Below are 24,619 nucleotides of genomic sequence, written 5' to 3'. Positions count from 1 at the left end.
GGTCGTGACCTGGCGTGATGGATCGTTACCCGGTGTGATCCGGGGCGGCCCGGCCGGTCCCCGGCGGCCCCCGTGCGCGATGCGCCGGGGGCCGCCGGTGTTCCGGGCGGCCCGGCGCGCCGCAGAGGAGGCCGGCGGACCGGCGCCGCGGGACCGCCGGGTAAAGGGCCGCCATAAAGATCGGGTCGTTGTCAGAGGTGGCCGGTAGGCTCGTAGACACGATGACCGAGGACATGTCCCCTGCTGAGCGCTATGCCGCCGCCAAGCTCCGGGCGGCCGAGCAGGCCACCGCACTCGCCCCTTTCCGAGAGATGTACGACTTCGGCCTGGATCCGTTCCAGATCGAGGCGTGCGAGGCCCTGGAGGCCGGCAAGGGCGTGCTGGTCGCGGCCCCCACTGGATCCGGCAAGACGATCGTCGGCGAATTCGCCGTCCACCTGGCCCTGGAGCAGGGCCGCAAATGCTTCTACACCACGCCCATCAAGGCGCTGTCCAACCAGAAGTACCAGGATCTGGTCAAGCGTTACGGCGCCGACAAGGTCGGTCTGCTGACCGGCGACAACAGCGTCAACTCCGAAGCCCCGGTGGTCGTGATGACCACCGAGGTGCTGCGCAACATGCTCTACGCCGGCTCCCGCTCGCTGACCGGCCTCGGCTATGTGGTCATGGACGAGGTGCACTACCTCTCCGACCGCTTCCGGGGTGCCGTATGGGAGGAGGTGATCATCCATCTCCCCGATTCGGTGACCCTGGTCTCGCTGTCGGCCACGGTCTCCAACGCCGAGGAGTTCGGCGACTGGCTGGACACCGTCCGCGGGGACACCGAGGTGATCGTCTCCGAGCACCGCCCGGTCCCGCTGTGGCAGCACGTCCTCGCGGGCCGCCGCATCTACGACCTGTTCGAGGAGCGGGAGGGGCAGAGCGGCAGCCGCCGCGCGGTCAACCCGGATCTGGAGCGGCTGGCGCGGATGGAGAACTCCCGGCCGACGTTCGGCCGGGACAAGCGCCGGGGCCGCACCATGCGCGAGGCGGACCGCGAGCGCGAGCGGCGCCAGCGGTCGCGGATCTGGACGCCGAGCCGGCCCGAGGTCATCGACCGCCTCGACAACGAGGGCCTGCTGCCCGCCATCACCTTCATCTTCAGCCGCGCCGGCTGCGAGGCCGCCGTCCAGCAGTGCCTGTATTCGGGCCTGCGGCTCAACGACCAGGAGGGCCGCGAGGAGGTCCGCCGCATAGTCGAGGCACGGACGGCCGGGATCGCCGACGACGACCTCCATGTGCTGGGCTACTTCGAGTGGCTGGAGGCCCTGGAGCGGGGCATCGCGGCGCACCACGCCGGCATGCTGCCGACGTTCAAGGAGGTCGTCGAGGAGCTGTTCGTCAAGGGCCTGGTCAAGGCCGTCTTCGCCACCGAGACGCTGGCGCTGGGCATCAACATGCCCGCGCGGTCGGTGGTGTTGGAGAAGCTGGTGAAGTGGAACGGCGAGCAGCACGCCGACATCACCCCCGGCGAGTACACGCAGCTGACCGGCCGGGCCGGGCGCCGCGGCATCGACATCGAGGGCCATGCGGTCGTGCTGTGGCAGCGCGGCATGGATCCGGGGGCGGTGGCCGGGCTCGCCGGGACGCGTACGTATCCGCTGCGGTCCTCCTTCAAACCGTCGTACAACATGGCCGTCAACCTCGTCTCCCAGTTCGGCCGGCACCGTTCGCGGGAGCTGCTGGAGATGTCCTTCGCGCAGTTCCAGGCCGACAAGTCGGTGGTCGGGATCACGCGGCAGGTGCAGAAGAACGAGGAGGGGCTCACCGGCTACCGCGGCTCGATGACCTGCCACCTCGGCGACTTCGAGGAGTACTCCCGGCTGCGGCGGGAGCTGAAGGACCGTGAGACGGAGCTGGCCCGGCAGGGCGCGGCCCAGCGCCGGGTGGCGGCCGCGGCCGCACTGGAGAAGCTCAAGCCCGGTGATGTCATCCATGTGCCGACCGGCAAGTTCGCGGGCCTGGCCCTGGTCCTCGACCCCGGGATGCCCTCGGGACGGACGAACGGCCACCGCGGCTTCGACGCGCAGGACGGCCCGCGGCCGCTGGTGCTGACCGCCGAGCGGCAGGTCAAGCGGCTGGCCTCGATCGACTTCCCGGTGCCGGTCGAGGCGCTGGACCGGATGCGCATCCCCAAGTCGTTCAACGCCCGCAGTCCGCAGTCGCGCCGGGATCTGGCGTCCGCGCTGCGGACCAAGGCCGGCCATCTCGTCCCGTCGCGGCACCGCAAGCCCCGCTCGGTGGCGGCCGACGACCGGGAGATCTCCCGGCTGCGGGCGGCCCTGCGCGCGCACCCCTGCCACGGCTGCGACGAGCGCGAGGACCACGCCCGCTGGGCCGAGCGCTACCACCGGCTGCTGCGCGACACCCGCCAGTTGGAGCGCCGCATCGAGGGGCGGACGAACACCATCGCCCGCACCTTCGACCGGATCTGCGCCCTGCTCACCGAGCTGGACTACCTCGAAGGGGACACCGTCACCGACGAGGGCCGCCGGCTCGCCCGGCTCTACGGCGAACTCGACCTGCTGGCGAGCGAATGCCTGCGCGACGGCGTCTGGGAGGGGCTGGGCCCGGCGGAGCTGGCGGCCTGCGCCTCGGCGCTGGTGTACGAGTCGCGCCAGGCCGACGACGCGGTGGCGCCCAAGCTGCCGGCCGGCAAGGCCCGGGACGCCCTGGGCGAGATGGTCCGCATCTGGGGCCGGCTCGACGCCCTGGAGGAGGACCACCGGATCAACCAGGCCGAGGGCGTCGGCCAGCGCGAACCCGATCTGGGCTTCGCCTGGGCCGCGTACCGCTGGGCCTCCGGCTTCGGGCTCGACGAGGTGCTGCGCGAGGCGGAGATGCCCGCCGGCGACTTCGTCCGCTGGTGCAAGCAGCTGATCGATGTGCTCGGTCAGATCGCCGCGGCGGCCCCGCCCGAGGGCACGGTCTCGCGCGCGGCACGCCGCGCCGTGGACGGGGTGCTGCGTGGCGTGGTGGCCTATTCGTCGGTGGGCTGAGCGTACGGCCCTCAGGGCCCGTGCACGGCGCCGCGCCCCTCCGTCCGGGAGGGGCGCGGCGCCGTGTGCGTGACGGGCGGTCAGCCGGCGGTCTCCGCCGGGTAGAGCCCGTCCAGCCAGTGCTGCCAGGCGCGGCCGGCCTTCTCGGCGTCGGTGTCGCCCTCGAAGAGGTGGAGCGTGAGGCCGACCGGCGCCCCGAAGGCGTTGCGGCCGAAGAAGCGGTACAGCCCGCCGTCGGTGCGCAGTCCGAGGAAGTGCTCGGTGCGGTAGTCGACGACCGCGTCCAGCGGGGCGGTGCCCGGCAGTTCGAGGCGCAGCCGGTCGCCCACGGCCGTCGTGGCAGTGGCACCGAGGGCGCGCAGCAGCGTCCCGAAGCCGTCGGGCGTGCGGGAGGCCGCCGGGCCCTGGACATCGGCGAAGGCCGCCGGGCGGCCGGTGAAGTACCGCAGATACTGCCCGAGGGTGTGCAGATAGAAGTCGGTGTGCAGACGGGCGCCGTCGTACTGGCCGTCCCAGTCCTCGTCGCTCATGACGCCGCTGTGCACGTACCGCAGCACGGCGGTGCCGCCGTCGCGGGCCTCGATGACGTACTCCAGCGCGTTGAACCAGCCGTCCTCGCCGTCCACGCGGACCTCGAAGCGGTGCGGCGGCTCCCAGGCAGTGACCGCGTCGTCCTCCGCGTCACTGCCCCCGACCGCGGCGACCTTCTCCTTGGGGAACATCCACGCCCCCGTACCGCTGGTGACGGCCGCGAAGACATCCTCGGGGGAGGCCGGCAGCACGACCTCGCGGCGGATCTCGAACTCCTTGGGCATGGCTACTCCTCGGTCGGTGCGGTGGGCCCCTGCGCCGGGTCCGGAGCGGGCTCGTCGGCGGCGCGGGTGAGGCTGGGGTGGAGGGCGACGATCAGCCGGTGCGGGCGCCCGCCGGCCGCCTTCTCGTCGTGGTACTTGGCGACGAGGTGGTTCACGGACGCGCCGAGCTCCTCGGCGAAGGCGGCCCGGTCGGCGGCCGAGGCGAAGCGGATCTCCCCGTCGACGGCGAAGGTCGCCAGCCGCTGCCGCGCCTTGGCCGAACGCGTGAGGAGTTCGCCCACCTCGCGCACCAGCCGGGCCGCGAGGGCCAGCAGCCAGCGGGCGGAGAGCTGGTCCGGCGCCCGGCCGGGGTCGGGCGCGACGGAGGCCAGCGCGGCGGGCGAGATCACATAGGACGCGGCCGTGGCCCGCACGATCCGCTCCGTCACATTGCCCTTGCGGCGCTCCTCGACCAGCTCGACCAGGCCGTGCCGCTCCAGGGCCCGCAGGTGGTAGTTGACCTTCTGCCGGGACAGGCCGACCTGCGCGGCCAGCGTCGTCGCCGAACCGGGCTCGGCGAGCACGGCCAGCAGGCGCGCCCGCACCGGATCCAGCGAGACCCCGGCAGCGGCCGGATCGTCGATCACTGCTACATCGATCACCCCACCAGGATGCGACCGACAAATATTGTTGTCAAGGAGGGGGAAGTTGTCGGGGGAGTGGGGGCCGGGGAGCGGAGGTGGGGTGGTCGCGGCGGCGTGCGGGCATGCCGGAGGTCCGGCGTGGGGCATGCGGGAGACCTGGCGTGCGGGCAAGCCACGGGACCCGGTGGGCAGGCCCGGGATCCGTGTCCGGGCACGCCGAGGGCCCGGAGCGTGGGTGCGTCGCTCCGGGCCCTCGGGGGGTGGCGGGGGTGGCCCTCGTTCGTGCGGGACCTCGTCGTGGCGGGGTGCTCGCCCCGGGGGTCAGGAGGCGGTCGCCGCCGGGGACTCCTGCTCGGCCTCGACGCGCTGGTTCCACTCCCGCTTGGAGGCCTGCCAGCCGTCCTCGTCGTGGCCGGCCCGCCAGTAGCCGGAGACGGACAGTGCCTCGCGGGGGATCTCCCGCTCGACGCGCAGCAGCCGGCGCAGCTCCTTCACGAAGCCGGCCTCGCCGTGCACGAACGCCTGGACCTGGCCGGCCGGGAACTCCAACGCCCGGACGGCCGCGACCAGTTCGCGGCCCACGGGGGCGTCGCCGCGGTACAGCCAGTGGATCCGGGCGCCCTCCGGGGCCGGCAGGTCCTGGCGCTCCCGGGCGTCGGCCACCTCGATGAAGGCGTGCACCGGCGCCCCCGCGGGCATCCGGTCGAGGGAGGCCGCGATGGCCGGCAGGGCGCTCTCGTCGCCCGCCAGCAGATGCCAGTCGGCGCCTGCCTCCGGGACGTAGGCGCCGCCGGGGCCGAGGAAGCGGATCTCGTCGCCCGGCCGCGCCGCGGCCGCCCAGGGCCCGGCCAGGCCCTCGTCGCCGTGCACCACGAAGTCCACGGTGAGTTCACCGGCGGCGGCATCCCAGGCGCGCACGGTGTACGTACGCGTCCGGGGCCACCGGTTGCGCGGGAACTCGGCGCGGATCCGGGCGATGTCGAACGGCTCGGGGTACGCCACGCCGGGCACCGGGAACAGCAGCTTGATGTAGTGGTCGGAGAACTCGCCGGGCGCGAACTCCGCCGGACCCACCCCGCCCAGGACCACGCGGACCATGTGCGGGGTGAGGTGCTCGGTGCGCAGCACCCGGGCGTGGTGCACGACGGGCTTCTGGCGGGACGGACGCTCGGCAGCCACGGCAATCTCCCCTGATCTGATGTTGTTAGGTCTACCTAACCTAACAGTTCATCGGCGGAGCGTGAGGAGCAGCCGCTGCAGCGCCCCGCCCAGGCCCCACCGCGCGGCCAGGGCCTCCAGCCGCTCGGGATCGGCCGGCTCGGCGGGCAGGGCGTGGTCGACCGCGGGGACGGGCACGTCGGTGGCCACCTGCACGACCTTCGGGGCGACCGCCAGGTACGGGCGGGCCTCCATCAGCCGGGTGCGCTGTGCGGGCGTCACCTTCGAGGCGGGGTCGGCGGCGGCCGCCATGATGCCCGCCAGGTCGCCGTAGGCGGCCAGCAGCTTGGCGGCGGTCTTCTCGCCGATGCCCGGAACGCCCGGCAGGCCGTCGCTGGGGTCGCCGCGCAGCAGCGCCAGATCGGCGTAACCGGGGCCGTCGACGCCGTACTTCTCGCGCAGCAGGGCCTCGTCGGTGAGCTGGAGGGTGCCGACGCCCTTGAGCGGATACAGGATGCGGATGCCGCGCCGGTCGTCGACGAGCTGGAAGAGGTCGCGGTCGCCGGTGACGATGTCCACCGGCCCCTTCGCCCGCGCGGCCAGGGTGCCGATGACGTCGTCGGCCTCGTAGCCGGCCGCGCCGACGCGGGCGATGCCCAGGGCGTCCAGGACCTCCTCGATGACCGGGACCTGCGGCGAGAGGGTGTCGGGGACCTCCTCCTCGTCGGGCTCCGCGGACCCGGCCGGGGCCTCCTCGGCGACCCGGTGCGCCTTGTACGAGGGGATCAGGTCGACCCGCCACTGCGGGCGCCAGTCGAAGTCCATGCACGCGACCAGGTCGTCGGGGTGGTGGTCCTGGACGAGCCGGGCGATGAAGTCCAGCAGTCCGCGTACGGCGTTCACGGGAGTGCCGTCCGGAGCCTTGACCGATTCCGGTACCCCGAAATAGGCGCGGAAGTAGAGCGAGGCGGTGTCGAGAAGCATCAGGCGTCGAGTCACACCCCGCATGATGCCGTATGCCCCATACGTCACATCGATGTGATCTAAGACACCGTCGCGTTTAGGCCAGATAAAGGCGGGCAGGCGCGCACGCGGAGCTGTCCGGATACGGATGCAGGCATTCCACCGGGCATGGCGGGCCGACCCCGTTGTCGCTCCACGACCTGTCGATGGGGGAGACAGGTCGTTTCTCGTGCGACAAGAGAGGCATATGTGGCCAGGCTGCAAGCCGAGCATCTGTACAAGGTGTTCGGCAGAAGACCCGAGGAAGCGGTCCGCAGGCTCCAGGCCGGTGCCGGCCGCGGGGAACTGCGCGACGAAGGCACCACCGCGGCCGTGATCGACGCCTCCATCGAGGTGGACGAGGGCCAGATCTTCGTCGTCATGGGCCTGTCCGGGTCCGGGAAGTCCACGCTGCTGCGCACCCTCAACGGACTGCTGGAGCCCACCGCGGGCACCGTGCGGATCGACGGCCAGGACCTCACCTCGCTCAGCGACAAGGAGCTGCGCGCGGTCCGCTCCGAGAAGATCTCCATGGTCTTCCAGCACTTCGCGCTCTTCCCGCACCGCAGCGTGCTGGAGAACGCCGCCTACGGCCTGGAGGTGCAGGGCATACCCCGCGCCGAGCGCACCCGGCGCGCCACCGAGGCGCTGGAGCTCACCGGGCTCAAGGGCTGGGAGAAGTCCTGGCCGGACGAGCTGTCCGGCGGGATGCAGCAGCGCGTGGGCCTGGCCCGGGCGCTGGCCACCGATGCCGATCTGCTGCTGATGGACGAGTCCTTCAGCGCCCTCGACCCGCTGATCCGGCGGGACATGCAGGACCAGCTGCTGGAACTCCAGAAGAGCCTCAAGAAGACCATCGTCTTCATCACCCACGACCTCAACGAGGCGATGCGCCTCGGCGACCGGATCGCGGTGATGCGGGACGGCCGGATCGTCCAGATCGGCAGCGCCGAGGACATCCTCCTGCGGCCCGCCAACGACTATGTCGCCTCCTTCATCCAGGACGTCGACCGCAGCCGGGTGCTCACCGCCGGCGCGGTGATGGCCGAGGTCGGCACCGTACTCGGCGCCACCGCCCCCGACGGCCGGACGCTCGCCACCGCCGCGGAGTTCCGCGCCGCGGCCCCCGCGACGGTCGGTGTCGACACCCCGCTCGCCGAGCTGTTCGCCCCCTGCTCGACCAGCACCGTGCCGGTCGCCGTGCTCGACGAGCACGGTGAGCTGGCCGGCGCCGTACCGGCCGAGCGGCTGCTCGCCGTCCTCGGCGAGTCCGCGGAGCCGGAGCCGGCCCCCGGCGTCCCCGCCCAGGACTCGGCCGCGTCCGCCACGGCGGCGCGGCTCGACAAGCAGCCCGCCCAGGACCCGGCGGCGGAGCACTCCGCGACCGCGGACGGGGACGACGAGCCCGAGGACAAGGTGATCGCCGGTGCCTAGGATCCCGATAGGCAGCTGGGCCGAGGACGCCGTCAACTGGCTCCGCGACAACCTCGACTGGCTGTTCACCCTCATCACGAAGGTGCTGAACGGCCTCTACGACGGCATTCACACGGTCCTGTCCGGGCCCGAACCGCTGCTGCTGGCCGGCATCCTCGCGGTGCTCGCGTGGTGGCTGCGCGGGCTGCCGGCCGCCGTCCTCACCTTCCTCGGCTTCGCGCTGATCGAGTCGGTCGAGCAGTGGGGCCCGACCATCGAGTCGCTCTCCCTGGTGCTGGTGGCCTGCCTGATCACCGTCGTGGTCGCCGTGCCGCTCGGTATCTGGGCGGCCCGCAGCCGGGTCGTCGGCGGGGCGCTGCGCCCGGTCCTGGACCTGATGCAGACGATGCCGGCGATGGTCTACCTCATCCCCGGCATCCTCTTCTTCGGCCTCGGCGTGGTGCCCGGCATCGTCGCCACCATCGTCTTCTCCATGCCGCCCGCGGTCCGGATGACCGAACTCGGCATCCGGCAGGTCGACGAGGAACTGGTCGAGGCGGCCGAGGCGTTCGGCACGCCGCCGCGGCGCACGCTCTTCCGGGTGCAGCTGCCGCTGGCGCTGCCCACGATCATGGCCGGTATCAACCAGGTCATCATGCTGGCGCTGTCCATGGTCGTCATCGCCGGCATGGTCGGCGGCGGCGGACTCGGCGCGTCCGTCTACAACGCGATCAGCTCGGTCGATGTGTCGCTCGGCGCCGAGGCCGGACTCGCGGTCGTCATCCTCGCCATGTACCTGGACCGGATGACCGGCGCGCTCAACGAGCGGGTCTCCCCGCTCGGGCGGCGCGCGCTGGCCAAGGCACAGGCGGCGCTGGGCGGATGGAAGTTCCTGCACTGGCGGCCCGCCACCTCCGTGGCGATGGTCGGGGTGGTCGTCCTCGCGCTGTGCGCCGGCGGGATGAGCTACTTCGACAAGGCGGGCTCCGGCTCCGGCGGCGGCAACGGCCGGCCGATCAGCCTGGGCTACGTCAACTGGGACGAGGGCAAGGCCACCACGTACCTGTGGAAGGAGATCCTGGAGCAGCGGGGCTACAAGCCCAAGGTCCAGGCCCTGGAGGCCGGCCCGCTGTTCGCCGGGCAGGCCCGCGGGGACATCGACGTGCAGACCAACGCCTGGCTGCCGACCACCCACGCCTCGTACTGGAAGAAGTACAAGGACAAGCTGGAGGACCTGGGGGCCTGGTACGACAAGACCTCGCTGGAGATCGCGGTCCCGTCGTACATGAAGGACATCAAGTCCCTCGACGACCTCAAGGGCAAGGCCGGCGAGTTCGGCGGCAAGATCACCGGCATCGAGCCGGGCGCCGGCGAGATGAAGATCCTCAAGGACAAGGTCCTCAAGGACTACGGCCTGGGCGGCGAGTACAAGGTCCAGGAGTCCAGCACCGCCTCGATGCTCAGCGAGCTGGACCGCTCGGTCCGCGCCAAGAAGCCGATCGCCGTCACGCTGTGGTCGCCGCACTGGGCGTACGACAAGTACAAGCTCACCAAGCTCAAGGACCCCAAGGGCTCCTTCGGCTCCGGGGACAGCCTGCACATGCTGGGCCGCAAGGGCTTCGCCAAGGACGAGCCCCAGGTCGCCAAGTGGATGAAGAACTTCCACCTGAACGAGAAGCAGCTCACCAGCCTCGAGGGCGACATCAAGAGCGCCGGTGAGGGCCATGAGCAGGACGGCGTGCGCACCTGGCTCAAGAAGAACCCCGGCCTGGTCGACAAGGTCGCCCCGTCCGCCGACGCCTCCTACGCCAAGGGCAAGGACGCGGGCAAGGCGCCGAACATCGGCTACCCCGCGTGGGACGAGGGCATCGCCACCACGTACCTGTGGAAGAACGTCCTGGAGAAGCGCGGCTACAAGCCGAACATCCGCAACCTCGACGTCGGGCCGATGTGGACCGGGCTGTCCACGGGCCAGATCGACGTGGAGACCGACGGCTGGCTACCGGTCGCGCAGAAGCAGTACTGGGACAAGTACAAGAAGGATCTCGTCGACATCGGGGCCTGGTACGACAAGACCTCGCTGGAGATCGCGGTCCCGTCCTACGTCAAGGGCGTCAAGACCCTCGACGATCTGCGCACGCACAAGGACGAGTTCGGCGGCAAGATCATCGGGATCGAGCCCGGTACCGGCGAGATGAAGCGCCTCAAGGACACCGTCGCCCCGGCGTACGGCCTCAAGGGCTTCGACGTCACCTCGGCCGGCACCAGCGCCATGCTCACCGAGCTGGACCGGGCGTACCGCAAGAAGGAGCCCATCGCGGTGGTGCTGTGGTCGCCGCACTGGGCCTACAGCAAGTACAAGCTCACCAAGCTCGCGGACCCCAAGGGCACCTGGGGCGCCAACAACCAGATCAAGACACTCGGCAACAAGAGCTTCCCGAAGAAGTTCCCGGAGTTCGCCGGCTGGCTGAAGAACTGGAAGATGGACGCCGAGCAGCTCGGCAGCCTGGAGAAGGACATCCAGGACGCCGGCAAGGGCAACGAGAACAAGGGCGTCGAGAAGTGGATCGGCGACCACCCGGGCATCGTCGACAAGATGGCGCCGGTGAAGTAGGCGGGTGCGGCGTGCCCGGCACGCCGCACGCGTCCGCCACCTCGTGGTGCGGTGGGCCCCGTCCCCGGCAGCGGCCGGGCGGCGGGGCCCTTCGCGTGGTCGCCCGGGCCGGGTGACCCGTTCGGCGGCGGGCGGGGCGGGTCCGCCGCCGGGCGCGCGCGGACGGTCCGGCGGATCGCCGCGCGGCTCACCTGACCGGCCGCGTGTGCTGCGCGGCGGAACGGGGCGGGTGATTCGCTCGGATGTATGACGGTAATCCCCAGGCGGTCGCCGTGGTCCGCCCACGGCCGCAGCGGTCGCGGACGCCGGAGGAGAGGATCGTGACGCCTGCGCACACCGCCGCTGCCGCCCTGCTCGGCGCCACCGTCCTGGGGCTCGCCGCGCCCGCCGCGTGGGCCCGCGTCGAGCCGGACCCCGTGGTCGCCGGGCAGCGGGTGCACATCAGCGACGGCAGCCGGTGTGCCGCGGCCGCCGCGGCGCGCGCGTCCTCGCCGCTGTTCGGGTCGGTGGTGCTGCGGCCCGGGCGGCGCGGGATGGCCGCCGAGACCGAGGTCGCCGCGGGGGCGGCCCCGGGCCGCTACCCGGTCACCGTCGAATGCGGGCCGGGCGGGACGCGGTTCACCGAGACCGTCACCGTGCGCGACGGCCGGGTCGACGGGGTCGACGCCGGTCAGGCGGTCGGCGGCCTGGCGCTGTTCGCGCTGGCCGGGGGTGCGGCGTACTGGCTGCGCCGCACCGCCAACAGGCGCTGACCGGGCGCGAGTTGTCCGGCTCGCACCGGGCGCCGGATCCCGCCCCGGTCGGCGGCGGGCGGGTACCGTGGGCGGATGACCGGTCCTCGTTCCCCCCGGCGCGTGGTGTCCCTGGTGCCCTCCCTCACCGAGGCGGTGGCGGCCTCGGCGCCCGAGCTGCTGGTCGGGATCACCGACTGGTGCAGCCATCCCGCCGGGCTCGGTGCCGCCCGCGTCGGCGGCACCAAGAATCCCGACCTGGGCGCGATCGCCTCGCTGGCGCCCGCGGTGGTCCTCGCCAACGAGGAGGAGAACCGCCCGCAGGACCTCGCCGCACTCCGCGCCGCCGGAATCACGGTCCTGGTCACCGAGGTGCGGACGCTGGACCAGGCGTGGCGCGAGCTGACCCGGGTGATGGTGGACGGCTGCGGGCTGTCGCGGCCCGGGTGGCTGGCGGACGCCGAGGACGCCTGGCGCGCGCTGCCCGCCCCGGACGCGTGGCGCACGGCGGTGGTGCCCATCTGGCGCCGGCCGTGGATGGTGCTGGGCCGGGACACCTTCGCCGGCGACCTGCTCGCCCGGCTCGGGGTGCGCAACCGCTACGCGGACCACGCCGAGCGCTACCCCCGGATCGCGCTGGAGGACCTCCGCGCCGCGGGCGCCGACCTCGTCGTGCTGCCCGACGAGCCGTACCGCTTCACCGCCGACGACGGCCCCGAGGCGTTTCCCGCCCTGCCGGCCGCACTGCTCAGCGGCCGGCATCTGACCTGGTACGGGCCCTCGCTGGTGGAGGCGCCGGCGGTGCTGGCCGAGGCGCTGGCCGCGGCGCGGTGAGCGCGGCCCCGGGGCGTGCCGTGCGGGACCTTACGGGGTGACCGGCCGGGGCGGCGCCAGCAGCTGTCCGCGGGCCAGGCCGAGCGCGGTGCGGGTCAAGGCCACCGCCACCGCCGTCACGAGCAGGGCATAGAGGGCCACCGCGAGCCCGTCGAAGGCGGCGAGCCCGGTCTGCCGGGCGAGTCCCGCCGCCCCCGTGACGCAGGTGCCCAGCGGGAAGGTGAAGCCCCACCAGGTCATCCCGAAGCCCATGCCCCGGCGGAAGGCGCGCACCACCATCGCCGTCGCGAGCGCCAGCCAGAGCAGCGCGAAGCCCATCACCGGGACGCCGTAGAGCACCGCGAAGGCACTCATGGCGTGTGCCAGGGGCGCGCTCACGACGCCCGGGGCGAGGTGGGCGAGGTTGCTGACCGCGGTGGTGGACTGGCCCAGCGGGCCCAGGACGAGGAACAGGGTGGGGGTCAGGGCGAGCGGCAGCGGGCCGTGGTGGATCAGCCGGGACACCACGAGCGGCAGGAAGGCCAGTGTGGCCAGCAGGGACATCCCGAACAGCGCGTAGCAGGCGAACAGCAGGGTCTGCTGCGCCTGGCCGGCCGGCAGGTACGGCACCAGGGCCGGGCCCTGCGCCGCCGCGACCATCGGGGCGACCAGCGGCAGCAGCCAGACCGGGGAGGCGCTGCCGGGCTCGACGCGGTGCCGGGTCACCATCAGATACGGGATCGCCGCGGCCACCACGACGGCGACCAGCGTGCCCAGGCTCCACAGCACGGCGTCGGCGGCCACCGCGGCCCCCTCGCCGATGACCCCGCGGCCCACGGCCAGTGTGCCGCCGCCGACCGCCAGCAGCGCCATCGCCAGACAGCCGTAGAAGGGCGCGGTCGCGGGGTCCGCCAAGTGGTGGCGTGCCTGGTCGCCGTGCCGGGCCCAGTGCACCACCCGGGCGGCCAGCAGGGTCAGCAGCATCAGCGCGGACAGCGCCCAGACGGCCTGGTAGGCGACGCGGGGGGCGGTTCCGGTGAACGGGAGGACCGCGCCGGCGTTGGCGACGATCGCCGTCCCCATGACGGCGGCGTACCAGTTGGGTCCGAGATGGCGGACCGAGGCCGCGGAGTCGGGAGCTCCGGGACCGGCGGTGCCGGAGTCCGGGGCTCCGGATCCGGTGGCGGTGCGGGAAGGTGCGTGCGCGAGGGTTGCCATGCCTTCAGGATTGTCGCCCGGGTCGGCCGTCACCAGGGGCATCATGTCTATGAGGGCATAAGCTGGGGTTATGAGCAGGGAGCATGGAGCAGGTGGTGGGGGAGTGGGGCCCGACGAGGACGAGCCGGCCGTGCCGCTGGCGCACCGGGTGCCGGATCTCGGCGCGCTGGAGCTGCTGCTCGCCGTCGCCCGGCTCGGCAGCCTGGGCCGGGCCGCCCGTGCGCAGGGCATCAGCCAGCCCGCCGCGAGCAGCCGGATCCGGTCCATGGAGCGGCAGTTGGGGGTCGGGCTGGTCGAACGCTCGCCGCGCGGCTCCCGGCTGACGGACGCCGGGGTGCTGGTGACGGACTGGGCCCGGCGGGTGGTGGAGGCGGCCGAGGCGTTCGACGCGGGGGCCCAGGCGCTGCGCGGGCGGCGCGATTCGCGGCTGCGGGTCGCGGCCAGCATGACGATCGCCGAGTACCTGCTGCCGGGCTGGCTGATCGCGCTGCGCGCCCAGCGCCCCGGGACCGCCGTCTCGCTGCTCGCCGGCAACTCCCGCGCGGTCGCCGAACGGCTGCTGGCCGGCGCGGCCGACCTCGGGTTCGTGGAGGGGCTCCAGGTGCCGGCGGGGCTGGACGGGACGGTCATCGGGCACGACCGGCTTCTCGTGGTGGCCGCGCCGTCCCACCCCTGGGCCCGGCGGCGCACCGAGCTGACCGCCGCCGAACTCGCCGCCACCCCGCTGATCCTGCGCGAGCGCGGCTCGGGCACCCGCGCGGTGCTGGACGCGGCGCTGGCCCGCCACGGCGGCCTGGCCGCGCCGCTGCTCGAACTCGCCTCGACCACCGCGGTGAAGGCGGCGGTGGTGAGCGAGGCGGCGCCGTCCGTCCTGAGCGAACTCGCCGTCGGTGAGGAGCTGACGGCGCGCCGGCTGGTGGAGATCCCGGTGGGCGGGCTGCGGCTGGGCCGGGAGCTGCGCGCCGTGTGGCCGGCCGGTCAGCGCCCGGTCGGCCCGGCCCGCCAGCTGCTGGGGCTGACCCGCGCGACGGCCTGAGCGGCGCTCGCGCGACGCGGCGTCCCCGGGCGGATCACGCTTCCGCGGCCGCCGCCACCAGGGCGTCCATCACCCGGGTGTCGTCGCCGGCCTCCGGGTGCCACTGCACCGCCAGCGTGAAGCCGGGCGCGTCCGGCAGCTCCAGCGCCTCGATGGTGCCGTCCTCCGCGTAGGCCGAGGCGAGCAGCCCGCGGCCGAGCCGGTCCACGGCCTGGTGGTGGTAGGTCGGTACGGCGACCGGCTCGGGCAGCGTGCGGCCCAGCAGCGTCCCGGGGACCGGCTTGATGTCGTGCCGGTCGAAGACCCCGGGGGCGCCGGCATGGCCGTCGAGGTGCTGGACGAGGGTCCCGCCCAGCGCCACGTTCAGCAGCTGGAGGCCGCGGCAGATGCCCAGCAGCGGTACCCCGCCCGCCAACGCGGCCTCGATCAGGGCCAGTTCCCAGGCGTCCCGGTCCAGGGCGGGCGGCCCGGTCCTGGGGTGCGGCTCCGCGCCGTAGCGGGCCGGCTCCACATCGGCGCCGCCGGCGATCACCAGTCCGTCCAGCCGGGCGACGGCCGCGGCGGCGGTGGCCGGATCGCCCGGCGGCAGCAGCGCGGCCAGCCCGCCCGAGCGCTGCACGAGCCGGGGGTATCCGGCGGGCACCAGCGCGGCGGGCAGCGACCACACCCCCCACCGGGCGTCCTCCTGGTAGGTGCTGATGCCGATGAGGGGCTGGGACATGGGGTGCGGTCCTCCATGGGGATGGGGCGGGACGGGGCGGTACGAGCGGCGGGGCCGGCCGGGGAGGTCCCGGCCGGCCGCCGCGGTTCCCGGTGGGGCGGTCAGGCGCGTTCGAGTTCGGCCTCCGCGGCGGCCAGCGCGGCGAACTCCTCCTCCGGCGCGGCGGCCACCAGCCGGTGCCGGGAGTAGAAGGCGAAGTACGCCAGCGCCACCGCGTACACGCCGAGGGCGATGAACGCCGCGTCCTTGTCGACCAGGAACGTCGCCACCAGCGCCGAGCAGGCCAGGACGAAGGCGACGGACGAGGTCAGCATGCCGCCGGGGGTGCGGTAGGGGCGGTGCAGGCCGGGCTCGCGGCGGCGCAGCACGATGTGCGAGAGCGCCATCAGCGCATAGGAGATGGTGGCGCCGAAGACCGCGACATTGAGCATCCGCGCGCCGTCGCCGGTGGCCGCGGCCAGCGCGAAGCCCAGCGCGCCGGGCACCAGCAGACCGAGGTAGGGGGCCTTGCGGCGGCTGGTCAGGGACAGGAAGCGGGGCAGGTAGCCGGCCCGGGAGAGGGCGAACAGCTGCCGCGAGCCGGCGAAGATCAGCGAGAAGAAGGAGGCCACCAGGCCCGCCAGGCCCGCGTAGTTGACGACCCGGCCGACGGTGGTCGGCTTGCCGTGCGGCTGCAGCGCCTGCACCAGCGGATCGCCCACCGACTGGATCGCCGCCGAGCCGCGCGCCCCGGTCGCGGCGACAAAGGTGATCAGCGCGAGCAGCAGCAGGATGCCCATCGCGGCGGCCATCGCCCGGGGCAGCGAGCGGGCCGGGTCCTTGGTCTCCTCGGCCGCCAGCGGGACGCCCTCGACGCCGAGGAAGAACCACATGCCGAACGGGAACGCCGCCCAGATCCCCAGGATGCCGAACGGCAGCCAGGAGTTGGCCCCGAAGGCGCCGGCCTTGACGGGGATGTCGTTGAGGGTGTCCACATGGAAGTCGGTCAGCGCGGCGACGGCGAAGACGACGATCGCGGCGACCGCTATGGCGGTGACGATCAGACTGAAGCGCAGCGCCTCGCCCACGCCCCACAGATGGATCCCGATGAAGATCACGAAGCAGGCGAGGTAGACGGGCCAGCTGGAGTGCAGCCCGAACAGGCCGAGCGACTCGACGTAGTCACCGATGAAGATGGAGATCGCGGCGGGCGCCAGGACGTATTCGATCAGGATCGCGGTGCCGGTCAGAAAGCCGCCCCAGGTGCCCAGGGCGCGCCGGGCGAAGCCGTAGCCGCCGCCGGCGGTCGGCAGGATCGAGGCCAGCTCGGCCAGCGCGAAGACCAGACAGGTGTACATCAGGCCCATCAGGACGGCGGCGATGGCCAGGCCGCCGAAGCCGCCCTGGGCCAGGCCGTTGTTCCAGCCCGAGAAGTCGCCGGAGACGACGTAGGCCACTCCCAGGCCCGTGAGCAGCAGCGGGCCGGCGCTGCCGCGCCGCAGGGTCCGCCGCTCCAGATAGGTCTCGTCGGGCGATGCGCCGCCCGGGCCCGCCGGGGGTGCGGTCTGCGATTCCGTGCTGTCGGCCATGAGCCGCTCCTGCCTCGACGAGGGGAAAACGAGCAAAGGTTTAGCCGCATACCTTTGCTGCCGGGTCGCGTGAGCGCAAGACCTGTGCGTAAAAGATTGGTGAACGCGCCCTCACGGCGCGGGGGCGGGTGCTCAGGGCGCCGGGGCCGTCAGGAAGCCGCGCAGCAGCGCCGCGGTCCCGCAGCAGTGCTCGCGCATCACCTCGCGGGCGCCGTCCGCGTCGCCCTCCAGGACCGCGTCGACCAGCGCGCCGTGCTGGGCCTGGGAGTGCTCCAGGTTGCGCACCAGCAGCGGGATGCAGTCCAGCAGGTCGTTCACGCGCGCCCGCACCGCCGCGTACTGCGCCGCCAGCGACGAGGAGCCGGACAGCTCGGCGAGCGTCAGGTGCAGCAGGGTGTCGCGCCGCCGGTAGTCGGCCAGCGGGGCCTCCTGGGTCGCCGCGAGCGCCGCCCGCAGCCGGTCTTGCTGCACGTCGGACAGCCCGTGGGCGGCGCACAGCCCGGCCGCGCCCACCTCCAGCACCTCCCGGAAGCGCAGGGTGTCCTCGACATCGGCCTTCTGGATCCGGCGCCGCAGCTCGGCCTCGCCCGGATTCTCGGTCCGCACCCGGACGAAGGTGCCGCCGTAGCGCCCGCGCCGGCTCTCCACCAGGCCCTCGTCCTGCAGCACCTTGAGCACCTCGCGCAGGGTGACCCGGCTGATCTGCAGCCGCTCCGCCAGTTCCCGCTCGGCGGGCAGCCGTTCGCCCTGGGGCACCAGGCCGAGCCGGACGATCTGGAGTATCTGCTCCAGGGCCTCCTCGAAACCATTGCCCGCCCGCACCGGCCGCAGCACGGGTGCCAGCCGGTCGTCGTCCGCACCGTCCATCGCCACCCCTTCCCAATCAATGGTTCGTGTGCCTACCTTATGACCTCCGGATGCAGTGACAGGAGGCAACACCGTGGCAGAACGCACGCCCCCACTCTCCGTCGAGGAGCTCAGGGTCCTCGTCGACGCCGGGGAGATCGACACTGTCGTCCTCGCCTTCACCGATATGCAAGGCAGGCTCCAGGGCAAGCGGTTCGCGGCCCGATACTTCCTCGACACCGTCCTCGACCACGGCACGGAGGGCTGCAACTACCTCCTCGCCGTCGACGTCGACCTCAACACCGTCGAGGGCTACGCGATGTCCTCGTGGGAGCGCGGCTACGGCGACTTCGCCATGCACGGCGACCCCGCCACCCTGCGCCGCACCCCCTGGAACGCCGGCACCGCCCTGATCACCGCCGACCTCGCCTGGCACGACCGCTCCCCGGTCGCCGCCTCGCCCCGGCAGATCCTGCGCCGCCAGCTCGACCGGCTCGCCGAGCGGGGCTGGAGCGCGTACGCCGGCACCGAGCTGGAGTTCATGCTCTTCAAGGACTCCTACGAAAACGCCTGGTCCCGCGGCTACCGCGAGATGAACCCCGCCAACCAGTGGAACGGCGACTACTCCGTCCTCGGCACCGGCCGCGTCGAACCGGTCCTGCGCCGGATCCGCAACGAGATGGGCGCGGCCGGGATGACCGTCGAGTCCGCCAAGGGCGAGTGCAACCTCGGCCAGCACGAGATCGTGTTCGTCTACGACGAGGCGCTCACCACCTGCGACCAGCACAGCATCTACAAGACCGGCGCCAAGGAGATCGCCGCGCAGGAGGGCATGTCGCTCACCTTCATGGCGAAGTACGACGAGCGCGAGGGCAACTCCTGTCATATCCACCTCTCGCTGCAGGACGAGGACGGCCGGCCGGTGCTGGCCGACGACAACGGCCCCTACGGCATGTCGAAGACCATGCAGCACTTCCTGGCGGGCCAGGTCGCCGCGATGCGTGACTTCACGCTCCTCTACGCGCCCAACATCAACTCCTACAAGCGCTTCCGCCCCGGCTCCTTCGCGCCCACCGCCGTCGCCTGGGGCCCCGACAACCGCACCTGCGCCCTGCGCGTGGTCGGCCACGGCCGCGCCCACCGCCTGGAGAACCGGCTGCCCGGCGGCGACGTGAACCCCTACCTCGCGGTCGCCGGCATGGTCGCGGCGGGCCTCTACGGCATCGAGCACGAGCTGGAACTCCCCGAGGCGACCACCGGCAACGCCTACAACGGCGACGCCGCCCACGTCCCCACCACCCTGCGCGAGGCCGCCGAGCTGTGGGAGCACAGCCCGATCGCCCGGGAGGCCTTCGGCGACGAGGTCGTCGACCACTACCGCCACATGGCCCGCGTCGAGCAGGACGCCTACGACGCGGCCGTCACGGACTGGGAGCGCTTCCGCTCCTTCGAGCGCATGTAAGGAACCCGCACGTGTCCCATGGTCTGCACGAGCTGACGATTCTCAATCCGGCGACCGAGGAGGTGGTGGCCACCGTCCCCACCACCTCTCCCGAAGCTGTCGACGCGGCGGTCCGCCGGGCCGCGGCCGCCCAGGAGTCCTGGGCCGCGGTGGCACCCGGCGACCGGGCCCGGCTGCTGCGCCGCTTCGCCGAGGTCGTCGACGCCCACATCGAGCCGCTCGCCGCGCTCGAACTGAAGGAAGCCGGCCACCCCCTGGGCAACGCCCGGTGGGAGGCGGGCAACGTCCGCGACCTGCTGCACTACGCGGCCGGGGGAGTGGAGCGCCTCAACGGCACCCAGATCCCGGTCGCCGGCGGCCTGAACATCACCGTCCAGGAGCCGCTCGGCGTGGTCGCCGTCATCGCGCCCTGGAACTTCCCGATGCCGATCGCCGCCTGGGGCACCGCCCCCGCGCTCGCGGCCGGCAACGCGGTCCTCCTCAAGCCCGCCGAGACCACCCCGCTCACCGCGCTCAGGCTCGCCGAACTCGCCCTGGAGGCCGGCCTGCCCGAGGGCCTCTTCCAGGTCCTGCCCGGCGAGGGGGCGGTCACCGGCACCGCGCTGGTCGAGCACCCGGGCGTCGCCAAGGTCGTCTTCACCGGCTCCACGGCCACCGGCCGGCAGATCGCCGCCCGCTGCGCGGCGCAGACCAAGCGGCTCACCCTGGAACTCGGCGGCAAGAGCCCCAACATCGTCTTCGCCGACGCCGACCTGGAGGCCGCCGCGGCCGCCGCCCCCGGCTCGTTCCTCGACAACACCGGCCAGGACTGCTGCGCCCGCAGCCGCATCCTCGTCCAGCGCTCCGTCTACGACCGCTTCCTGGAGCTGCTGGAGCCCGCCGTCAAGGCGTTCACCGTCGGCGACCCGGCGGACCCGGAGACGCAGATGGGCCCGCTGATCTCCGCCGCCCAGCGCGAGCGGGTGCGGTCCTACGTCGCCGAGGACGCCCCGGCCGCCATCCGCGGCGAGGCGCCCGCGGGCAAGGGCTTCTGGTACCCGGCCACCGTCCTGGAGGGGCGCCCGGAGGACCGTACGGCCGTCGAGGAGATCTTCGGCCCGGTCGCCGTGGTCCTGCCCTTCGACGACGAGGCCGACGCCGTCCGGCTCGCCAACGCCGGCGACTACGGCCTGGCCGGCTCGCTGTGGACCCGTGACGTGGGCCGCGCCCTGCGGGTCTCGCGCGGCGTCGCGGCCGGCAACCTCTCCGTCAACTCCCACAGCGCCGTGCGCTACTGGACCCCCTTCGGCGGGTTCAAGCAGTCCGGCCTCGGCCGTGAACTCGGCCCGGACGCGCTGACCGCCTTCACCGAGACCAAGAACATCTTCCTCAGCACCGAGGGCTGACACCCCGGACCCCAGCCGTCCGGGCGCGCGCCCGGCAGCGTTCCCCGCCACCCCCAGAGAAGGGCCCCCGAAGTGACCGACCAGACCGCAGTGTGCCGCCGCCTCGTAGGCCGTACCGCCGTGATCACCGGAGCCGGCAGCGGCATCGGCCTGGCCACCGCCCGCCGACTGGCCTCCGAAGGCGCCCACATCGTCTGCGCCGACATCGACGAGGTGGCCGGCAAGGCCGCCGCCGAGGAGGTCGGCGGCACCTTCGTCCAGGTCGATGTGACCGACTCCGACCAGGTCGAGGCGCTCTACAAGACCGCCTTCGACACCTACGGCTCGGTGGACATCGCCTTCAACAACGCCGGGATCTCGCCGCCCGACGACGACTCGATCCTCACCACCGGCCTGGACGCCTGGAAGCGCGTGCAGGAGGTCAACCTCACCTCGGTCTACCTCTGCTGCAAGCACGCCCTGCCCTACATGCAGCGCCAGGGCAAGGGGTCGATCATCAACACCGCCTCCTTCGTGGCCGTCATGGGCGCCGCCACCTCCCAGATCAGCTACACGGCCTCCAAGGGCGGCGTGCTGTCGATGTCCCGCGAACTGGGCGTGCAGTTCGCCCGCGAGGGCATCCGGGTCAACGCCCTGTGCCCGGGGCCGGTGAACACCCCGCTGCTCAAGGAGCTGTTCGCCAAGGACCCCGAGCGCGCCGCGCGCCGCCTGGTGCACGTCCCGGTGGGCCGGTTCGCCGAGCCCGAGGAGATCGCCTCCGCGGTCGCCTTCCTCGCCAGCGACGACTCCTCGTTCGTCAACGCCGCCGAATTCCTGGTCGACGGAGGGATCGCGGGCGCGTACGTCACCCCGGTGTGACCACCCGCTGTTCACCTCGCGGCAGCGTCTTGGTGGCCGGACGTCTCACGACGCCCGGCCACCATGCGCTAGCGTCCCACTCCGGATCTTCGTTCGACAGGAGAGAGTGCGTTCCATGCTCAACAAGCGTCGCTGGCTCGCAGCGGGTACCGCCCTCGCGGTGGTGGGAGGCGGCGTCGCGGCCGCCCAGACGGCCATGGCCGGCCCGGCACCCCGCAAGTGCCCCACCCTCCAGGTCTCCAAGGGCTGGTACGGGGACAACAAGGCCAAGCTCCAGAAGATGATCAACGAGCGCGGCAGCTGCTCCGGAGCCGGGGGCGCACGGCCGGTCGCGACCTTCGACTGGGACAACACCGTCGTCAAGAACGACATCTCCGACGCCACCCTGGCCTGGATGCTGCGGCACGACAAGGTGCTGCGCCCCGCCAGCTGGAAGGCCACCAACAAGTGGCTGACCGAGGACGCGGCCCGCGCGCTCACCAAGGCCTGCGGCACCGCCGTGCCGGCCGGCCGCCCGCTGCCGACCTCGACCGACACCGGCTGCACCGACGAGATCCTCGACATCTACCAGGACGAGAAGACCTCTACGGGCAAGACCGCGTTCGCCGGCGAGTGGAACCACCGCCGCACGGTGCCCTCGTACGTCTGGATCACCCAGCTGTTCGCCGGCCACAGCCCCGCGAAGCTGACCGAGTACGCCCGCGCCGCCCGCGCCCAGAACCTCGCCGCGCCGGTCGGCACGCAGCAGAAGGTCGGCACGCACACGATGGAGGGGTACGTCCGCTACTACGCACAGCAGCGCGACCTCATCCGCACCCTCAAGAAGGCCGACTTCGACGTCTACATCGTCTCCGCCTCCTCCGAGCCGCTGGTCCGCGCCTGGGCGCCCGGTGTGGGCATCGACCGCGCGCACACCATCGGCATCCGCAACCTCGTCCGCGACGGCCGGCTCACCACCGGCGTCCAGGGCTGCGGCGACGTCAAGGACACCAACGGCGAGGTCCTGACGTACATGGACGGCAAGCGCTGCTGGATCAACCAGGAGATCTACCACGTCAAGGGCGCCAAGGCCTGGCAGCAGCAGGACCCGGCGCACCGCCCCGCCTTCGCGGCGGGCGACGCCGAGACCGATGTGACCTTCGTCGGCGACGCCACCTCCGGGCACCTGGCCATCAACCGCAACAAGGCCGAGCTGATGTGCCGGGCGTACGACAACGGCGACCACCGCTGGCTGGTCAACCCGATGTTCATCGCGCCGAAGAAGAAGCAGGCCGACCCGTACCCGTGCGCGAGCGAGGGATACACCCGGCCGGACGGCACCCTCGCGCCGGCCCGCCGCCCCGACGGCTCGGTGATCCCGGACCAGAAGGACACGGTGTACTGAGGACACGGTGTACTGAACACACCGCTCACCGGGGAGGGCCGCGCCGCTCAGAGGAAGGCGCGGCCCTCCCCGCGGTACGTCGGCACCGTGTCCACCACCCGGTCCCCGTCGACCAGGTGCAGCGCGGTGAACCGCTCGCACAGCTCACCGGCCTTCGCGTGCCGGAACCACACCTTGTCGCCGATCCCCAGCCCGTCGGCGGCCGGCCCCAGCAGCGGGGTCTGCACCTCGCCGGGGCCCTCCTGCGGGTCGTAGCGCAGCCCGGCCGGCAGATACGGCACCGGCAGCCGGTCCGCGCCCGCCGCCCCCGACGCCGGATAGCCGCCGCCCAGCACCGTCACCACGCCGGGGCCGGGGCGGCGCACCACCGGCTGGGCGAACAGCGCCGCCGGACGCCCGCTGAACGAGCGGAAGTTGTCGAACAGCCGCGGGACGTACAGCCCCGAACCGGCCGCGATCTCGGTGACCGCCGCCTCCGCCGCGGTGTGCTGCACACTGCCGGTCCCGCCGCCGTTGACGAACTCCAGCCGCGGCGCCACCGCCCGCACCGCCCGCACCGCCTCCCAGCGCCGCCGCGCCAGCTCCTTGCGCGCCGCCGCCTGCATCACCCGCACCGTCCGCGAGAACACCGGCTTGCCGGCGACATCGTCGCCCACCCCCGCCAGATGCCCCTCGTACGCCATCAGCCCCACCAGCTCGAACCCGGGGCGGCGCACCATCGCCCGGGCCAGCGCGGCCAGTTGGTCCGGCGTGCGCAGCGGGGAGCGGCGCGCGCCGACCCGGACCGCCCCGCCCAGCAGCCGGAAGGAGGTGTCCAGCTCCAGGCACACCCGCACCCGCGCGCCGCCGCGCCCGCCGTCCGGGCGGGCCGCGTCGATCAGATCCAGCTGCGCGGGGTCGTCGGCCATCACCGTGACCGCGGCGGCCAGTTCGGGATCGGCGGTCAGCTCGGCCAGGCCCGCCCGGTCCGCCGTCGGATAGGCCAGCAGCACGTCGCGGAAGCCCGAGCGGGCCAGCCACAGCGACTCGGCCAGCGTGAAGCTCATGATCCCCGCGAAGCCCTCGCGCGCCAGCACCCGCTCCAGCAGCGCCCGGCAGCGCACCGACTTGCTCGCCACCCGGATCGGCTTGCCCTTCGAACGGCGCACCAGATCGGCGGCGTTGGCGTCGAAGGCCCGCAGGTCGACGACGGCCAGCGGGGCGTCGAGGTGCGCGGTCGCCCGGTCGAGGGGGGTCCGCGCCGCGTGCGCGGCGCCGGGGGCGGGGGAGGGGCCGGGAGCGGTGGGGAGGTCCCCGTCGCCCGGTGCGTCGGCGGTCTGCGGTGACATGGCCGCAGCCTGCCACGACCGCCTACCGCTGGGTAGGGGGAGAGTTGGCCACAGACCGGACAGGGGGTTGGAGCACCGACACCGCCAGCCCTTAGAGTGGCTCGACACCGCAACCGCCAGGTCAGCGGCGTGTTGTCCGGATACGAACCGCCGTGCCCCGATTCCGGATCGGGGCACGGCAGCCAGCGGTGCAGGGGGGAGCGCGGGTGAGCACCGACGCCGAATTCGCCGACGCACGACGCATTCCGCAGCCGCCCCCGCAGCCGCCCCGGCGACCCGCGCCGGGCGCCCCCTCCGTGCCGCCGCGTCCCACCGCCCCGCCGCCCGCCGCCGGTGCCCCGCTGCCGCCCCGCCCGGACCGCGCGCCCGGTGTGCCGGCCCCCGCCGCCCCGCCGCGCCCCGACGCCCGTCCCGATGCCTTCCGCGACACCGCCGCCTTCCACCTGGCCCACAGCCAGGACCTTTGGAGCGGCCGGGGCGCCCCGCCGGCCACCGGCGAACCCGCCCCCGCCACCCCGCGGACGGCACCCGGCGCCCCCGCACACCCGCCCCGGCCCCCGTGGTCGGCCCCGATGCCCCCGCAGGCCGCCGCCCCCGCGCCGGGCG

Annotated in this window: 19 protein-coding genes and 1 pseudogene; 11 read left to right on the top strand and 9 right to left on the bottom strand. The window is 73.2% G+C overall.

Translation table 11 applies throughout. The features are described from left to right. The first annotated feature begins 221 nt into the window (after positions 1-221). Complete coding sequence (locus IEY78_RS23530; protein ID WP_189101383.1) at positions 222-3,038, top strand: DEAD/DEAH box helicase; 2,817 nt, start codon at positions 222-224, stop codon at positions 3,036-3,038. Positions 3,039-3,118: 80 nt separating this feature from the next. On the opposite strand, the gene IEY78_RS23525 is transcribed toward IEY78_RS23530, so the two are convergent. The 4 genes from IEY78_RS23525 to IEY78_RS23510 form a co-directional block, all read right to left on the bottom strand. Further along, entirely contained in the window at positions 3,119-3,853 is a 735-nt protein-coding gene (locus tag IEY78_RS23525) for an SRPBCC family protein (RefSeq protein ID WP_189101381.1), read from the bottom strand. Positions 3,854-3,855: 2 nt separating this feature from the next. Beyond that, complete coding sequence (locus IEY78_RS23520; RefSeq protein WP_189101379.1) at positions 3,856-4,494, bottom strand: ArsR/SmtB family transcription factor; 639 nt, start codon at positions 4,492-4,494, stop codon at positions 3,856-3,858. 303 nt (positions 4,495-4,797) lie between these two features. Beyond that, positions 4,798-5,655 carry a siderophore-interacting protein gene (locus IEY78_RS23515; protein ID WP_189101377.1) on the bottom strand — a complete coding sequence of 286 codons (858 nt, stop codon included), beginning with the start codon at positions 5,653-5,655 and terminating at the stop codon, positions 4,798-4,800. Between the two features lie 48 nt (positions 5,656-5,703). Beyond that, positions 5,704-6,618, bottom strand: coding sequence for a 5'-3' exonuclease (locus tag IEY78_RS23510; RefSeq protein ID WP_189101500.1), 915 nt, complete (start codon positions 6,616-6,618; stop codon positions 5,704-5,706). 228 nt (positions 6,619-6,846) lie between these two features. On the opposite strand from IEY78_RS23510, the gene IEY78_RS23505 reads away from it, so the two are divergent. The 4 genes from IEY78_RS23505 to IEY78_RS23490 all read left to right on the top strand — a co-directional run bounded on the left by IEY78_RS23505 (position 6,847) and on the right by IEY78_RS23490 (position 12,228). Beyond that, positions 6,847-8,070, top strand: a complete 1,224-nt coding sequence (locus tag IEY78_RS23505; protein WP_189101375.1) for a quaternary amine ABC transporter ATP-binding protein — start codon at positions 6,847-6,849, stop codon at positions 8,068-8,070. Beyond that, entirely contained in the window at positions 8,063-10,663 is a 2,601-nt protein-coding gene (locus tag IEY78_RS23500) for an ABC transporter permease/substrate binding protein (protein WP_189101374.1), read from the top strand. Before IEY78_RS23505 ends, IEY78_RS23500 begins: the two co-directional genes overlap by 8 nt. 320 nt (positions 10,664-10,983) lie before the next feature. Further along, positions 10,984-11,415, top strand: coding sequence for a hypothetical protein (locus tag IEY78_RS23495; RefSeq protein ID WP_189101373.1), 432 nt, complete (start codon positions 10,984-10,986; stop codon positions 11,413-11,415). 75 nt (positions 11,416-11,490) lie between these two features. Next, positions 11,491-12,228: a helical backbone metal receptor gene (locus IEY78_RS23490; protein WP_189101372.1), complete on the top strand. Its 738-nt coding sequence runs from the start codon at positions 11,491-11,493 to the stop codon at positions 12,226-12,228. 30 nt (positions 12,229-12,258) lie between these two features. On the opposite strand, the gene IEY78_RS23485 is transcribed toward IEY78_RS23490, so the two are convergent. After that, a complete protein-coding gene (locus IEY78_RS23485) occupies positions 12,259-13,425 on the bottom strand; it encodes a TDT family transporter (RefSeq protein WP_189101371.1) in 1,167 nt (388 codons plus the stop codon). 70 nt (positions 13,426-13,495) lie between these two features. Between IEY78_RS23485 and IEY78_RS23480 the strand changes: the two genes are divergently transcribed. After that, positions 13,496-14,461 carry a LysR family transcriptional regulator gene (locus tag IEY78_RS23480; RefSeq protein ID WP_229700133.1) on the top strand — a complete coding sequence of 322 codons (966 nt, stop codon included), beginning with the start codon at positions 13,496-13,498 and terminating at the stop codon, positions 14,459-14,461. A 34-nt stretch (positions 14,462-14,495) separates the two neighbouring features. On the opposite strand, the gene IEY78_RS23475 is transcribed toward IEY78_RS23480, so the two are convergent. The 3 genes from IEY78_RS23475 to IEY78_RS23465 all read right to left on the bottom strand — a co-directional run bounded on the left by IEY78_RS23475 (position 14,496) and on the right by IEY78_RS23465 (position 17,617). Continuing rightward, positions 14,496-15,182 (bottom strand): gamma-glutamyl-gamma-aminobutyrate hydrolase family protein, encoded by a 687-nt coding sequence (locus IEY78_RS23475; RefSeq protein ID WP_189101370.1) that lies wholly within the window; start codon positions 15,180-15,182, stop codon positions 14,496-14,498. A 101-nt stretch (positions 15,183-15,283) separates the two neighbouring features. After that, positions 15,284-16,750 (bottom strand): ethanolamine permease, encoded by a 1,467-nt coding sequence (eat, locus tag IEY78_RS23470; protein ID WP_189101369.1) that lies wholly within the window; start codon positions 16,748-16,750, stop codon positions 15,284-15,286. 132 nt (positions 16,751-16,882) lie between these two features. Continuing rightward, the gene (locus IEY78_RS23465) at positions 16,883-17,617 is read right to left on the bottom strand and encodes a FadR/GntR family transcriptional regulator (protein WP_189101367.1); all 735 of its coding nucleotides are present in this window, start codon (positions 17,615-17,617) and stop codon (positions 16,883-16,885) included. Positions 17,618-17,690: 73 nt separating this feature from the next. On the opposite strand from IEY78_RS23465, the gene IEY78_RS23460 reads away from it, so the two are divergent. The 4 genes from IEY78_RS23460 (at position 17,691) to IEY78_RS23445 (ending at position 22,685) form a co-directional block, all read left to right on the top strand. Further along, a complete protein-coding gene (locus IEY78_RS23460; protein WP_189101365.1) occupies positions 17,691-19,058 on the top strand; it encodes a glutamine synthetase family protein in 1,368 nt (455 codons plus the stop codon). 11 nt (positions 19,059-19,069) lie between these two features. Beyond that, positions 19,070-20,443, top strand: coding sequence for an aldehyde dehydrogenase family protein (locus IEY78_RS23455; protein WP_189101363.1), 1,374 nt, complete (start codon positions 19,070-19,072; stop codon positions 20,441-20,443). A gap of 72 nt (positions 20,444-20,515) precedes the next feature. Continuing rightward, positions 20,516-21,301: a 3-oxoacyl-ACP reductase gene (locus IEY78_RS23450; protein ID WP_189101361.1), complete on the top strand. Its 786-nt coding sequence runs from the start codon at positions 20,516-20,518 to the stop codon at positions 21,299-21,301. Positions 21,302-21,416: 115 nt separating this feature from the next. Continuing rightward, complete coding sequence (locus IEY78_RS23445) at positions 21,417-22,685, top strand: HAD family hydrolase (RefSeq protein ID WP_189101359.1); 1,269 nt, start codon at positions 21,417-21,419, stop codon at positions 22,683-22,685. 47 nt (positions 22,686-22,732) lie between these two features. Here the strand turns inward: IEY78_RS23445 and IEY78_RS23440 are convergent, their stop codons facing one another. Beyond that, on the bottom strand, positions 22,733-24,013 hold the full coding sequence (locus IEY78_RS23440) for an amino acid deaminase/aldolase (protein ID WP_189101357.1): 1,281 nt from the start codon (positions 24,011-24,013) through the stop codon (positions 22,733-22,735). Positions 24,014-24,219: 206 nt separating this feature from the next. Here IEY78_RS23440 and IEY78_RS23435 point away from each other — a divergent pair. Next, a pseudogene (locus tag IEY78_RS23435) lies at positions 24,220-24,619 on the top strand (hypothetical protein); the annotation flags it as partial.

It is taken from the genome of Streptomyces kronopolitis, assembly GCF_014646275.1.
GTDB lineage: Bacteria > Actinomycetota > Actinomycetes > Streptomycetales > Streptomycetaceae > Streptomyces > Streptomyces kronopolitis.
Note: the sequence above shows the minus strand (reverse complement) of the source record. Positions and strands in the feature narration are given on the sequence as shown.